The sequence below is a fragment of the Virgibacillus carmonensis genome (assembly GCF_057836705.1).
In genome coordinates this window covers 1-13590 of the sequence record NZ_JBYQFJ010000003.1, presented here as the reverse complement: position 1 = coordinate 13590, position 13590 = coordinate 1, and the positions used below count along the sequence as shown (strand labels likewise).

Genomic DNA, 13590 nt, shown 5'->3' with positions numbered 1-13590 from the left:
CTTTTAAAACATGTCTTGTCCACCATTATCATCATGAAGCCATAATACATCGACTTGTGAACCTTTTGTATAGCCCCTACTTCCCCCGGGAAGGACTATGAACCCATTTGTAAAGGCTAACGATGTCACAACATTAGACTTATCCATACCCGCTAAGCGAACAGAAACCTGTCCATCTTCAATAAAAATTATTCCACGCACAAACCGAGTGAAGGGATTAGGCTTAGGAAAGTCGTTAGCTAATCGTGCCTGTGACCTTTTTAGAAAGGGAGTTTCATTGTATAAAGACCGTTGTAATACGGGTCGAACGAACAACTCAAATCCGACATAGCATGCTGAAGGATTTCCTGATAAGCCAAATAAAAGTTTCCCCCCTACCGTTGCTACTGTTGTTACGCTGCCTGGACGCATAGCCACTTTATTAAATAAAACCCTGGCATCTAATTTTTTATATATTGCTGGCATTAAATCATAGTCACCAACAGAAACCCCACCAGTTGTAATGAGAAAGTCTACTTTTTCTAATTTAACTTTAATCGATTCAAAGCCTGTTTCAAGTTCATCAACTAATTTTCCGAAATAAAGAGGTTCTGCCCCAGATCGTTTTATTTGCGACATAATCATATATGCATTGGAATTCCGTATTTTCCCTGGTTCGAGCTCTTCGTCAACGTCCAGTAATTCGGTTCCTGTTGCAAAGATTCCAACGACAGGCTTTTTCGCAACATGGACGTTTTTATACCCGAATGTTGCTAAAAGTGCTTTTACACCAGGATTGATAACTGTTCCTTTGGAAACCAGTTTGATACCTTTCCCAATTTCAGAACCTTTTCGAATCACGTTCTGATCTGGCTCCATTTTGCTTTTTAAAGAAATGTAAGGTTTTCCATTTCGTTCAAATTCCCTACATATTTCAAACATCGCAACACAATCCGCTCCATCTGGAATTTGTGCACCAGTCATCAAGCGTGTAGCCTGGTTCATTTTCAGCTTTTTCTTCGGAACATGTCCTGCCCCAATATGCTCAACAACCTCAAATTCAACAGGATTTGTGGTAGATGCATGCTTGGTATCTCGGGAATAAAAGGCAAATCCATCATAGGGTGATTTATCAAACGGTGGTACTGCATGTTTGGTGATAATTGGTTCTGTTAGCCTTCTCCCATCACATAATTCAATTGAGACCACTTCAGATTCACCCGTTTTACTAAATTTCATTACGTTGTCTACTGCTTCATGAACTGACAAAGGCTTACGCATTTCTACCATAGTCAACAAAATCCTTTTCACTTTATTTTTCTAGTACTCTTAGTCTAACAAATTTTTTTAATAAATAATATTTTTCATTCTCCGAAAAGTTTTACTTTAAACAATGATGGGTATTAAATAGTAACCAAGAATATAATAATGGAGTGTAAGTATGGATGGATGAGCGTCGAGACAGAGAAGTAGAAGTGGAACATCGAGAAAAGAAATCAGATTCAAGCAAGGTTGGCGTAGCTTTGATTAAGTACGCAACTTATTTAATCATATTTTTCGGAATTCTTTGGTTCTTAATCAGCTATGTCTTTCCTATGCTTTAAAACATTTGCTTCACTATAAGAGGTGATAAAAAATGATGTGGCTTTATATGATAATTGCAGTTATAGTCCTACTGATTATCGCTTTTTTGATCTCGAATAAAAGTAAAAATCCTACTAATGATTCTTCTTTGTCCATAAAGGAAAAGGAAGGATTACAAGAAGATTATCTATCACATGGTAGCCGCGATAATCAAGATGACAACAAAAATGTTTAAAACATCGTTTAAGTGCGGTGTTTTTTTGTGAATATAGCCTTTTTTCTATTTTAGATTAATGTATAATTAATTATATTCTAATTATTAATCTATGTAGGAGAGCTTGTATGAAAAAATATTTTTTATTAATTGGTTTACTACTGTTACTAGCAGCTTGTCAAAATGAAGAGCAAGTTATTGTGAAAAAGAAAACTGAGACCCAGAGTACAGAAGAGAATCCTGAGCTGGTTGAGCAATCAAATGAAGATGAGATCGATGAAATGATTGAATTCATCCTTCCAGATGAAAAAGTAATGATTAATCTGGAAATGGTCCCTATTTTAAATGCATATTTGAGCGCATCAAAAGACCGTGCCAAAACAGTGGAATCAATGCATCTTAAACCTCTTCAGTATGACGATGGTCACCTATACTTACTTGAATTTTCATGTGTGAATGAATCATGTTCCTACCTATTACTAAATAAAAGTGAAGGAAATCAAGCTTATCTGATTGCGGACCTAGCCCAATTAAAAGAGATAAAACTATCACAAGATAATTCAAAAATACTTCTTCAGTTTAATCGTGATGATACTATGTCAGTGCACCTAAGCACCATTGTTGTAATTGACATCCTAGAGTGGGAACTCTTACCACTGACAAATGCGACAAACGAGATGGAATTACTGGACTACCATCGGCCAATTCTTACTGCAGAGTGGATCGATAATCAAAATATCTCGATAACAATACCTGCCCTGGATGAACCCTCTTCTCTTGCCGAGTGGAATGAATCCAGTGGGATAACAAAAAAAGTTACCGTAACAACGGACTAAAAAGCCAGATAAAACAGCACTTGCCCAAGTGCTGTTTTTATTATTTCTAGCTCTGGTGCTTATACATGACTAGGATAAGTTTAAATCCGCAGAAATGATTAAGGGTTTTTATTACTCAAAAACTAACTCTTCAGTGTGTTCGATAACTTTTTCTTCCCCGTTTACTCGAAATTTGGCTATGCAATATAAGGTATATTCTCCTTTTTCTTCCGGCACCTTTATAAATTTAGCTTTTTGTGGGTAATAACTATTTCCATATTTCATCTCTTCTAAGACCGAACTCCCTGTAAAGTCATGATTTCTATTATCTAATGAGACAGATACTAATGGCGTTTGGTGTTCAATTTCAATGGTTTCTTTTCCATTGTATTGCAATGCTCGGAACACCTTAATTTCCTGCTCCACTTCCTCAACTCTAATATGTAGGATAAAATCTCCAACACCTGCAGAACCAGTCTGATTTGCAACTAGTGTTGTTTTTTCAAATCCAATCCATATAAAAGAAAGGATGGCTAGGATACTAATGGGAACTATAAGTAATATAAGCTTAAATCTTCGCAAGGATAGCCCTCCAACCAATTGTTGATTCTTATTATATAGGACGAATAAAACGACAATTAAGTTTCATTTTTCTTAGAATAGTACTTGGAATCTTATTTAAGAATAAAATAATTCAGTTTTTTCTTATATCAACATTAACATAAAAAGGAAATAAATATAAAGCATAATAACGACAAAAAATACAATTCTAATAACTGATAGCGAAAGGAGGAATACGAATGACAGTTTCTAGTCAGGTTAAGCAAACCATTGCTGGATTGAAAAGTGCTCAAGCAAGCTTTGAACAATTTGCCTTACAAACAGAAAATAAGCAAGCACAACAATTATATGAAGGTGCAGCACAACAAACAGATGCCATTGTGCAAAGTGTTGAACCACGTATGCAGGAAATTGAACAGGAAGAACCGCAATATAAAGACGTCTAGACTGATTTAAAGGGTTGAATTTCCAGTTTCAACCCCCTACTACATAATCCTAATAAAGTAGGTGATGATAAATTGAAAATACAAAAGTTGTTTGTTCTAATCGTGCTAAGTTTTTTAGTTGCTTGTAATACAAATACGGATACTTCAAAAGAACAAACACAAGCTGAGCCATCTAAGTTAAGCACCTCTTCAATAAATGATCAATCCCCATCAGAACAAGCAAAAAAAATGTTGCGGAGATATGATGAAACAACCAATGTATATGCAGTTAACACGGATAAAAAAATGTTGATTGCGTATAAAGTACATCATAATGATCGTTTGAAATTAACCAAATTAGAAAAAAAGTTAGAAAAGAAACTCAAGAAGCAATTTGGTGATCTTCAGTTGGAAGTTTCAACGGACCAAAAATTGGTATTGGAAGTAAATAAATTAGAAAAAAGGGTATCTCAAAAAAAGATTGGCAATAAAAAGTTAAAAAAAGAAGTGAAACATCTAATTGAACTTTCACGCGATAAAACTTAAATGAAAGAGTGGGCACGTAATGGCTGATAAAAAAAAGAAAAACTTACCTCCAACTGCACAAGAATATCAAGCCTTCCAACAACAACGGGAGGCGAAAAGGCCTATAGTCAAAAATTGTATAAAAGCCTTCTTAGTAGGTGGATTAATCTGTTTTATTGGTCAGTTAATTACAACGTTTTATATTTATTTCTTTGATTTCACCGACCAAACAGCGGGACATCCTACAGTTGCTACATTAATTTTTATTACCATGCTGTTAACCGGTTTTGGAATATACGATCGAATTGGTCAATTTGCTGGTGCTGGATCAGCAGTTCCTGTAACTGGATTTGGTAACGCTGTTATTTCCGCATGCATAGAGCACCGTACAGAAGGATTTGTATTGGGTGTGGGTTCCAATATGTTCAAACTAGCGGGATCTGTTGTTTTATTCGGCGTATTTTCAGCATTTGTTGTTGCACTGATCAAAACGATTCTAATTCAATGGGGGGGATTATAGATGTTACTAGGTCATCGAACATGGGTTTTTGAAAATAAACCCGTCATTATTTCCACTGGTACTGTCGGAGGTCCATTTGAGGCTAACGGGAATATCCCGAATGATTTCGATTTACTCCATGATGACATGTGGCTGAAACAAGCTTCTTTTGAGAAGGCGCAACAAACAATGCTAGAAGAGGCTTGCCAGTTTGCGATTAAGAATAGTTCCATTCAAAAAGAGCAGGTTGAATTTTTTATTAGTGGCGATTTAATTAATCAAATTACACCTACAAGCTTTACTGCAAAAACGCTAGATGTGCCCTATTTCGGACTATTTAGTGCATGCGCTACTTCAATGGAAAGTCTTGCACTATCTGCCTTTTTAATCAATGGACAAGGAGCCAATTATATATTAAGTGGTAGTGCAAGTCACAATGCTGCGACAGAAAAGCAATTCCGTTACCCTACTGAATACGGTGGGCAGAAGCCACCTACAGCACAATGGACGGTAACTGGGGCTGGTTGTGCATTGGTAGCAAAGGAAGGCAAAGGTCCGGTGATTACCTCTGCAACGATTGGAAAAGTAGTTGATATGGGCATGAGCGACCCCTTCAACATGGGTGGCGCTATGGCCCCCGCTGCGGTGGATACATTAGAAACCCACTTGAGGGAAAGAAATATAGATCCTTCCTATTACGATTTAATCATAACTGGGGATCTAGGTCATGTTGGGCGGGAAGTTTCCTTAGATCTCCTAAAAAAACAAGGTGTTCCTATTTCAGAAGATCAATATGTCGACTGTGGATTGACGATCTATCGAGAAGGGCAGCCAGTTTTAGCAGGAGCAAGTGGTGCTGGATGTTCATCTGTCGTTACGTACGGTCATTTCTTAAACAAAATGAAACGAGGAGAACTAAATCGTATTCTTGTAATTGCAACAGGTGCATTACATTCTACATTAAGTATTCAACAAAAGGATCCTATTCCCTGTATCGCTCATGCAGTCTCTATTGAAACAGGAAGTGATAGTATATGATTTTTTTCTGGGCATTTGTTATAGGAGGACTTATCTGTGTAATTGGTCAAATTATGTTTGACGTTTTCAAACTAACACCAGGACATACTTTAAGTATACTTGTTGTTGCTGGAGCAATCCTGGATGGTTTCGGATTGTATGAACCATTAATCGATTTTGCTGGGGCTGGCGTAACGGTTCCAATAACAAACTTTGGAAACTCATTAGTACATGGCGCAATGGCCGCAGCAGAAGAACATGGACTAATTGGTGTAGTAACAGGCATGTTCCAAGTTACTAGTTCGGGTATATCCGCCGCAATTATTTTTGGTATGATTGGTGCTATATTTTTTAGACCTAAAGGTTAAGGAGGCAATTAAAGATGACGATCGGATCGCAAGTGAAAAGTTGTTTTTCTTCATTAAAAAGTGCGGAAGCAACATTAGATTTATTAGCAAATAAAACACAGGATCAACAAACAAAAAAAGTATATCAAGACGTTCAATTAATTGTCGGTGAAGTGAAGAGTGACTTACAAAAACAAGTCATTTATCTTGACCAAGAGGAACCACAATACAAAAGCTAGTGAATTCAGCTATTTTAGAAAGGATTTTTAGTATGCCAGAGTGGGTTAATATTATCGTCAGATCGTTTATCTTACTTGTTGTACTTTTTTTTATAACAAAATCGTTGGGCAAAAAGCAGCTATCACAGATGAACATTTTTGAATATATAACAGGTATTGTCATTGGTAGTATTGTTGCGATGCATGCGGCAGATACTGAAACGAACTTCTTTCATGCTATTGCGGCGTTGTTGGTGTGGTTTTTCATACCGCTTGCCGTTGAATTCCTCTCACAGAAAAGTAAATCATTTCGAAACTTTGTCCAAGGTAAAAGTACAGTCTTCATTCAAGACGGTAAAATTATGGAGGACAACCTTAAGAAAGAGCGTTTTACCACTGATGAGTTACTCGAAAAGCTTCGTTCCAATAATATCTATAAAGCAGCTGATGTTGAGTTCGCTGTACTTGAACCCTCTGGTAGCTTGAATGTGATGGAAAAAAAAGAAAACCAACCGATAACCGCAAAAGTTCTCGGAATGAAGATTCCCACGGAAAAAGAACCACAAACGGTAATCATGGATGGTAAAGTAATTCTAGAACCATTGGCAAACCTCTCCTTAAACACAAATTGGTTAGAAACGGAACTTGATAAGTTGAACGTGAGTATTGAAAATGTTTTTCTAGGGCAAGCAGATACAGATGGACAGCTTACTGTCGATTTATATGATGACAAAATTGCAGTACCCTCTCCCTCGGAAAAACCATTACTTCTAGCAAATTTAAAAAAATGCCAAGCTGATCTTGAGCTTTTCGCATTAGCTACAGAGAATCAGTCAGCCAAACAATTGTATCAAACTAATAGTCAAAAGCTGCAGCAAGCAATTGACCTCGTATCGGCATACTTAAAATAGTCTTTTTAGAATAGCTTACTTTCATGTATAATTTGTTTAGTACATGGAAGGAGCTGTTTTTATTTGCTTAAAAGATGTTTAGCCACTTTTCTATTAGTAGTACTACTTCTAGGCTGTACACCTGATGAACATGAAGCGACCTTTGTCAGATCTGTAGATGGCGATACATTAATTGCAACGATTGATGGCAAAGATGAATACATACGATTGTTATTGGTTGATACACCGGAAACAAAGCACCCAGATAAGGAGGTTCAACCATTTGGTCGCGAAGCAAGTGAACGTATGAAAGAATCCTTCTCCCCTTCTGACCCAATTCGTATCGAACATGGAACCCAAAAGAGAGATAAATATGATAGATTACTTGCATATGTTTATACCGAGGACGGTCAAATGTTTAACAAGCTACTAATTAAAGAAGGCTTGGCTAGAGTCGCTTACGTCTATCCTCCAAATGATAAGTATGTATTAGAACTTCGCGAGTTAGAATCCAAAGCAAAAAACAAGGAAATCGGTATCTGGAGTATTGATGGCTATGTTACAGAGGAAGGATTTAACTCCGAATCAATTCCGGTTAATCAGGAGGATAATGAAAAAGAACCTAGTTATGACTTAACTGGTCCTGATCGTGATTGTGGGGATTTTACATCTCAAGAAGAAGCACAAACATTTTTTGAATCTGCTGGAGGACCCGAAATAGATTCACACCGACTTGATGGTGAAGGAGACGGTTTTGTGTGTGAGGGATTATAAAGGCAGTAGTGACCAAACTACTGCCCGTTTTAGTTAGTCAAGTTTCTTACACCTGGTATATCCACCAAATTGTGCTTCCATTCTTTTCCCTAATTGAAACAATGCAGCTTCATTACCATTAGAGCTCATGATTTGTATACTGATTGGCATATCGTTATCATCTTTTCCTACTGGAACAGATAATGATGGAAGTCCCCATACATTTGCATACGCAACATACGGCATATATTTTAAAAAGGTCTTCTTAATGGAAAAGATCTCGCGATATACCTTTCCATGTTCTAGTGCCCCTGTATGATACACTGGAAAAATCAATAGACGATCCTTTAGATAACCTGCTAATGTCCTGTCTCCTTCTTCAATAATTGCCTTTATTTCTCTTCTGCGTTTTTTGTTAGGTTTGAACAAATTAGCACCAATCATCGCCCATGTTAAGTAAGGATGAAATTGTGATTTCTTCGTCACCTTCTCTTTAGCAAATTCTTTTAAGGAACTTAACCTATCACTGGTGAATGCAATTTTTTCCATTCCTTTCCCGCCATCTATCGACATAATTTCCTGCCATAATTGGGCACTTTCTTTAAAGTAAGGCGGTATCGATCGTTTTATTGGAGCGGAAGTTGCTACAAATTTTTCAATTTCCCCCATAATTTCTGTTGTCTGATCTGATAAGGGGTATTCAGTATCCTCCTGCAGCAGCTCAATTTCAAACTGATCCAATTGGATATCCTTACTTTTATTTTCTGCGATTATATTATATAAAAGTTCCATATCACGTACAGACTTTCCCATCGGCCCCAATCCCAACATGCGCTCCTGTAACGGAATAGTAATAGAAGGGAAATTTCCTTCTGCTGATACTTGATATTTTCCAGACTTGAACCCAACAACACCATTGAAATGACTTGGAAACCGAATAGACCCACCAATATCTGAGCCGATTCCTACAGCAGCCCCACCAGCGCCTAGTAACGAACCTTCACCACCACTGGAACCACCTGAAGTTCGTTCAAGGTCCCACGGGTTGTTTGTTCTTCCGTATAGTTTATTATCTGTTTCCTGGCAAAAACATAATGCAGGAGTATTTGTTTTACCAAGTACTATAGCCCCAGCCATTTTAGGCTTAGCCACTAGGACGGCGTCATTTCTGGCTATTAGATCATATCGATTGATTAATCCCCCAGTTGTTTTCATATTTCTAACGTTATATGCTTCTTTAACACTAATTGGCACACCATATAATAATCCTTTTTTTGTACCATCATTTAATTGTCTGTCCATTTCTTGTGCTTCATTTAATGCCTCCGTGAAACGTTCTTCAACCATCGCATTAATAGCAGGGTTAATTTTTTTAATGTGTTCTATGTATATGCTGGTAACATCAAAGCTAGACATTTCGCCATTCTTAATCGCCTGCGCTATACCTGTTGCATCCATATTAATTACCGATTTAAGTTTTGGTCTTTCACTGGTTTGCAAAGGCTCACACCACCTTTTTAATAATTCAGATAATGATTAGTTTAACTATATCATGAAAAGATCGATTAAAAAAAGTCTATTCCTGCTAATTCCAGAAATACATACTTTAACGGCTATCGTGACAAGATAAGTGGAATAACGTACGCTTGGGGGTAGCTTCTAATGATTAAAAATTTACTAACTAAATACATAACAACAAATAAAGAAAAGCTATATACCCAGCAATCCTCGGAAAAAGACATTGCGATTAAGGAAAAGGAGATTACACAAAACCTGGACAACACGAAAAGTACGTTCAAATCCATCTATTCTTATCCAGCTAATAAGGATGTTAAATTCCGAGATATCCGAATCGGCGGTAACAATAAAAAAGCTGTACTAGTTTTCATTAGTACCATAACTGATTCGGACATGATCGAAAAACAAATAATTAGTCCACTTTTACTTAACGAAAAACCTTCACGAAAAATCGATGACCTAATGTCTGCTCAAACTGTTAGCACGGCTAAAAAAGTAAGGGATATCCTAAAAGATGTCAATAAAGGAAATGTAGCAATTTTTATTGAAGGTGAAAAGCAAGCGTTTATTATTAATGCGGCCAACTTCCAGGGTAGAGGAATTGAAAAAGCGGAAAATGAAGTTTCTTTAATTGGATCTAAAGAAGCGTTTAACGAAAAAGTTATGACGAACATCTCATTAATTCGAAAAAAAATTAAGAGTGAGGATTTGATTATTGAGTCCTCTACAATTTCCAAACGGTCCCATAATGAAGTCTATTATGTATATGTAAAAGATTTGGTTAATGAAGAATTATTACTAAAAGTTAAGGAACGAATAAATAAAGTAGATATTAATACGATCGAAAATTTAGCGATACTAGAACAGCATATTGAAGAACGGCAAAAGTCGATTTTTCCAACTATCTTAAATACGGAGCGACCGGATCGTGCAGCGTCTTTCCTTGAGGAAGGTTATATTGTATTACTCATGGATAACTCACCAGCTTCACTCGTCTTACCTGCTACATTCTGGTCATTTTATCACACTTCGGAAGACCGATACATGCGACTTGTTTATGGGAACTTCACACGGTTATTACGAATGACGGCAATGTTCATCGCCTTATTTACTTCTTCCATCTATATTGCAGTTACCAATTTCCACGCTGAAATGGTACCACCTGATTTATTACTTGCTATAGCTGCTACAAGAGAAAAAGTTCCCATTGGTGCTGTATTGGAAGTATTATTTATGGAAATCGCATTTGAACTAATTCGCGAAGCAGGGTTACGGATTCCAGGTCCAATAGGCCCGACAATTGGAATTGTTGGAGCCTTAATATTAGGTCAAGCTGCCGTCCAAGCAAACCTTGTAAGCCCAATTGTAGTAATTGTAGTTGCCTTAGGTGGATTAAGTTCGTTTGCGATTGGTAATATTAGTATGAACTTTGCTGTCAGAATATGCCGTTTTGCTTTCATCCTTGCTGCTGGTGCATTTGGAATATATGGCATTACTGCCTTGTTCATTATGGGTGTGTTTTACATGGTATCCATTAAATCCTTTGGAGTACCCTATCTTTCTCCATTAACACCTAAATACCTTTCTTCAGGTGACACCATTTTTAGGAGGATGCTGAAAAATGAAATATTCCGTCCAAGCTATTTAAAGCCTAAAGACTTGAAAAAGAAATAGGAGAATTGACATATGGAGCAAAGTAGCGGAAAAATTGGGATAAGAGAATATATAGCCATCATTTTACTAACGATTGGTACCAAGCTAGCGGATGATTTACCAGCCATTTTGTATAGTTCATTATATAATGCGGCATGGATGACACCAATTATAAGTGGCGTCATATCGATTGTTCCGATTTATTTATTACTAAAAACAATGATGTATTATAAAGAAAAAAATTTACTGGAAATCATCATTCATCTGTTTGGAAAGTACATCGGGTTTGTCATTATATTTGTTCTATGGATTGTAGGCTCTGCTGCCATTATTATTGATAGTGCCATTTATACTGATATCATAGGAACAATGTATTTTACAAGAACACCAACCATCGTTATATACACTATTTTAATAGGTGTATGTGTTTACGCGGCAAAACATGGACTAGAACAAATTGGCTCAGTTGCGAAAGCCATTCTTCCATATATTAAAATTTCGTTATTCCTAGCATTACTATTAACCATGATAGAGGGAAACTTTGCATTTCTATTCCCACTCCTCGGGCCTGGAGGATGGGAAGTAGTCAAAGAAAGTACAATGCGACTTTCCATTTATGGTGATATCTTTTACTTGTGCCTCTTGACACCTTATATTCGAAACACCAAAGATTTTACAAGAGGCACATGGATAGCGTTTGTAATATTAATTGTGGAGTTGACTGTGGCTATTCTAGCTTACGTACTCTTATTTGATTATAAGACCGCGCAAATGTTGAATTACCCCTATCACGAAGCAATTCGCTATATTAGTATAGGATTCCTATCAAATATGGAGACACTCTTTTTTCCATTTTGGTTAATTGCTTCATTTATTCGATTTGCCGTTTATCTTTACTTAAATGGGATTTTATTTGGAAGACTTTTTAGAATTAAAGACTTTGAACATACAATTCCTTCCCTTGCCACACTATTTCTATTTCTTGGAATGATATTAGAAAATGAATCGTTTGCACTTTCCCAACTAAGAGACTCCCTGTTATTTGTTTTAACACCTGTTTTTTTCGGCTTGCCTTGTATGTTGTGGGTATTAGCTAAGTTCAAGGGGGATTACAAAAATGAAAAGACGTAAACTTGTATATCGGATTGGCTGTCTAATCATTTTAACACTTATACTAAGTGGTTGCTGGAACCAAAGTCAGATCGAAGAAAGAGCCTATGTAATTGCAATTGGGCTAGATAATGCTAAAGATGACAATCAAATTAAGCTCACCTATTTAATCGCAAACCCAGAATATGGTTCACAAATACAGGGTGGTGGTACAAAAGAACCCCCACATGAAATAATTAGCTTTGTTACAGATGATATCACTACTTCCAGAAACGCAGCAAACGTTGTTATCTCAAAAGAAATTACCTACGATTTACTGAGCGTATTGACTGTGTCACAGGAATTTGCCAAGGATAAAGACTTTATAAGATGGATGTACGACACTACTAAAGATCCAGAAATTAGACGTGATGTACATTTGGTAGTTACAAAAGAAAAAGCGAGTGAATTTTTTAAGGAAAATGAACCCAAACTTGAAACAAGACCACATAAATATTTTGATATGGTCTTGGAACGCGGAATCGAAACTGGTATGCTGCCAAATTCTGAACTGATTCGTTATTTTAGAATAACGGAAGCGGACGCGGATCTCTTTTTGGCAATGTATGGTACAACAAAACAAAGTGATGATGGGAATCAAAATCGTGATAATGATAATTTTACTGCTGGTGAATTCCGCTATTCGGGTCAAACAAATACAACAAACTTCGCCGGATCAGCCGTTTTTAAAGAAGGAATAATGATTGGTAAGCTTACAGCAGACGAAACCCGCGTTTCCATTATGTTGAACGACACATTAAACGCTACAGATGTTTTGACTACTTATACAGATCCATTTAATGAAAAATTTCGTGTGGCAACAAGAGTTAATAAAACAAAGTCTAATAAAGTTGAAATGGATTTAGCAGCTTCTACACCAACAATTGATGTAACAGTTCCCCTTGAAATTGAGGTGTTGTCAGCCCACAGTATGGTGGACTATGAGAAAGACATATCAAAAAGAAAGAAATTAAAAAAATCCATCGAGAAGGAAATTACAGAAAAGATGGAGAAACTTGTTACAAGGACTCAAGAGGTGTTTAAAGCAGAACCATTCGGTTGGTCATTAATTGCCAGAAAAAGGTTTCTTACAATTCCTGCTTTTGAAGAATTTGACTGGATGAAATCCTATCCTGATATGAAGGTAAATATAGATGTAAAGGTTACATTCGGTCAATTTGGCCGTCAAAGTGAATTACCAAATGAAAAGGAAATAAGGGATTAACTTGACATTATTTATTTGGATCATGATCACCGTCGTATTTTTATATACAATTGGGTTTTCCATAAAGCTTTGGAAAGAGAGCAAGGTCGGATCTTGTGCTGTAGCATTAGTTGCTTTAGCAATTGTGATTGCCCCCTTTTTCTCTGTTCTTTGATCATAACTGGTAAGAAAAGCTCAGGGCGCCTTGAAAGACACGACAAGCATAAGCAGAGCGGTGC

At 36.7% G+C, this 13590-nt stretch carries 17 protein-coding genes; 14 read left to right on the top strand and 3 right to left on the bottom strand.

Features of this window, described 5'->3' with window-relative positions; translation table 11 throughout:
* Positions 1–3 precede the first annotated feature (3 nt).
* A complete protein-coding gene (locus tag AC3G7N_RS02725) occupies positions 4–1269 on the bottom strand; it encodes a molybdopterin molybdotransferase MoeA (RefSeq protein ID WP_489420612.1) in 1266 nt (421 codons plus the stop codon).
* A gap of 155 nt (positions 1270–1424) precedes the next feature.
* On the opposite strand from AC3G7N_RS02725, the gene AC3G7N_RS02720 reads away from it, so the two are divergent.
* From AC3G7N_RS02720 to AC3G7N_RS02710, 3 genes are all read left to right on the top strand, one after another.
* A complete protein-coding gene (locus tag AC3G7N_RS02720) occupies positions 1425–1583 on the top strand; it encodes a hypothetical protein (protein WP_489420611.1) in 159 nt (52 codons plus the stop codon).
* 32 nt (positions 1584–1615) lie between these two features.
* A complete protein-coding gene (locus tag AC3G7N_RS02715; protein ID WP_489420610.1) occupies positions 1616–1798 on the top strand; it encodes a hypothetical protein in 183 nt (60 codons plus the stop codon).
* A gap of 107 nt (positions 1799–1905) precedes the next feature.
* Positions 1906–2613, top strand: a complete 708-nt coding sequence (locus AC3G7N_RS02710) for a lipoprotein (protein ID WP_489420609.1) — start codon at positions 1906–1908, stop codon at positions 2611–2613.
* 111 nt (positions 2614–2724) lie between these two features.
* On the opposite strand, the gene AC3G7N_RS02705 is transcribed toward AC3G7N_RS02710, so the two are convergent.
* Positions 2725–3174, bottom strand: a complete 450-nt coding sequence (locus AC3G7N_RS02705) for a hypothetical protein (RefSeq protein ID WP_489420608.1) — start codon at positions 3172–3174, stop codon at positions 2725–2727.
* A 218-nt stretch (positions 3175–3392) separates the two neighbouring features.
* On the opposite strand from AC3G7N_RS02705, the gene AC3G7N_RS02700 reads away from it, so the two are divergent.
* The 8 genes from AC3G7N_RS02700 (at position 3393) to AC3G7N_RS02665 (ending at position 7848) form a co-directional block, all read left to right on the top strand.
* Entirely contained in the window at positions 3393–3599 is a 207-nt protein-coding gene (locus AC3G7N_RS02700; protein ID WP_489420607.1) for a DUF1657 domain-containing protein, read from the top strand.
* A gap of 72 nt (positions 3600–3671) precedes the next feature.
* Complete coding sequence (locus tag AC3G7N_RS02695) at positions 3672–4124, top strand: YhcN/YlaJ family sporulation lipoprotein (protein ID WP_489420606.1); 453 nt, start codon at positions 3672–3674, stop codon at positions 4122–4124.
* Between the two features lie 19 nt (positions 4125–4143).
* Positions 4144–4623, top strand: coding sequence for a stage V sporulation protein AC (gene spoVAC / locus AC3G7N_RS02690; RefSeq protein ID WP_489420605.1), 480 nt, complete (start codon positions 4144–4146; stop codon positions 4621–4623).
* Complete coding sequence (spoVAD, locus tag AC3G7N_RS02685; protein ID WP_489420604.1) at positions 4624–5640, top strand: stage V sporulation protein AD; 1017 nt, start codon at positions 4624–4626, stop codon at positions 5638–5640.
* Positions 5637–5987, top strand: a complete 351-nt coding sequence (spoVAE, locus tag AC3G7N_RS02680) for a stage V sporulation protein AE (protein ID WP_489420603.1) — start codon at positions 5637–5639, stop codon at positions 5985–5987. Before spoVAD ends, spoVAE begins: the two co-directional genes overlap by 4 nt.
* 14 nt (positions 5988–6001) lie before the next feature.
* On the top strand, positions 6002–6205 hold the full coding sequence (locus AC3G7N_RS02675; protein WP_489420602.1) for a DUF1657 domain-containing protein: 204 nt from the start codon (positions 6002–6004) through the stop codon (positions 6203–6205).
* Positions 6206–6237: 32 nt separating this feature from the next.
* On the top strand, positions 6238–7095 hold the full coding sequence (locus tag AC3G7N_RS02670) for a DUF421 domain-containing protein (RefSeq protein ID WP_489420601.1): 858 nt from the start codon (positions 6238–6240) through the stop codon (positions 7093–7095).
* 63 nt (positions 7096–7158) lie between these two features.
* Positions 7159–7848: a thermonuclease family protein gene (locus tag AC3G7N_RS02665; RefSeq protein WP_489420600.1), complete on the top strand. Its 690-nt coding sequence runs from the start codon at positions 7159–7161 to the stop codon at positions 7846–7848.
* Between the two features lie 33 nt (positions 7849–7881).
* On the opposite strand, the gene AC3G7N_RS02660 is transcribed toward AC3G7N_RS02665, so the two are convergent.
* Positions 7882–9327 (bottom strand): amidase, encoded by a 1446-nt coding sequence (locus tag AC3G7N_RS02660; protein ID WP_489420599.1) that lies wholly within the window; start codon positions 9325–9327, stop codon positions 7882–7884.
* 162 nt (positions 9328–9489) lie between these two features.
* Between AC3G7N_RS02660 and AC3G7N_RS02655 the strand changes: the two genes are divergently transcribed.
* The 3 genes from AC3G7N_RS02655 to AC3G7N_RS02645 are packed head-to-tail and all read left to right on the top strand — an operon-like array spanning position 9490 to position 13372.
* Complete coding sequence (locus AC3G7N_RS02655) at positions 9490–11019, top strand: spore germination protein (RefSeq protein WP_489420598.1); 1530 nt, start codon at positions 9490–9492, stop codon at positions 11017–11019.
* Between the two features lie 12 nt (positions 11020–11031).
* Entirely contained in the window at positions 11032–12129 is a 1098-nt protein-coding gene (locus AC3G7N_RS02650) for a GerAB/ArcD/ProY family transporter (RefSeq protein WP_489420597.1), read from the top strand.
* Positions 12116–13372 carry a Ger(x)C family spore germination protein gene (locus AC3G7N_RS02645; protein WP_489420596.1) on the top strand — a complete coding sequence of 419 codons (1257 nt, stop codon included), beginning with the start codon at positions 12116–12118 and terminating at the stop codon, positions 13370–13372. Before AC3G7N_RS02650 ends, AC3G7N_RS02645 begins: the two co-directional genes overlap by 14 nt.
* The last annotated feature ends 218 nt before the right edge of the window (positions 13373–13590 follow it).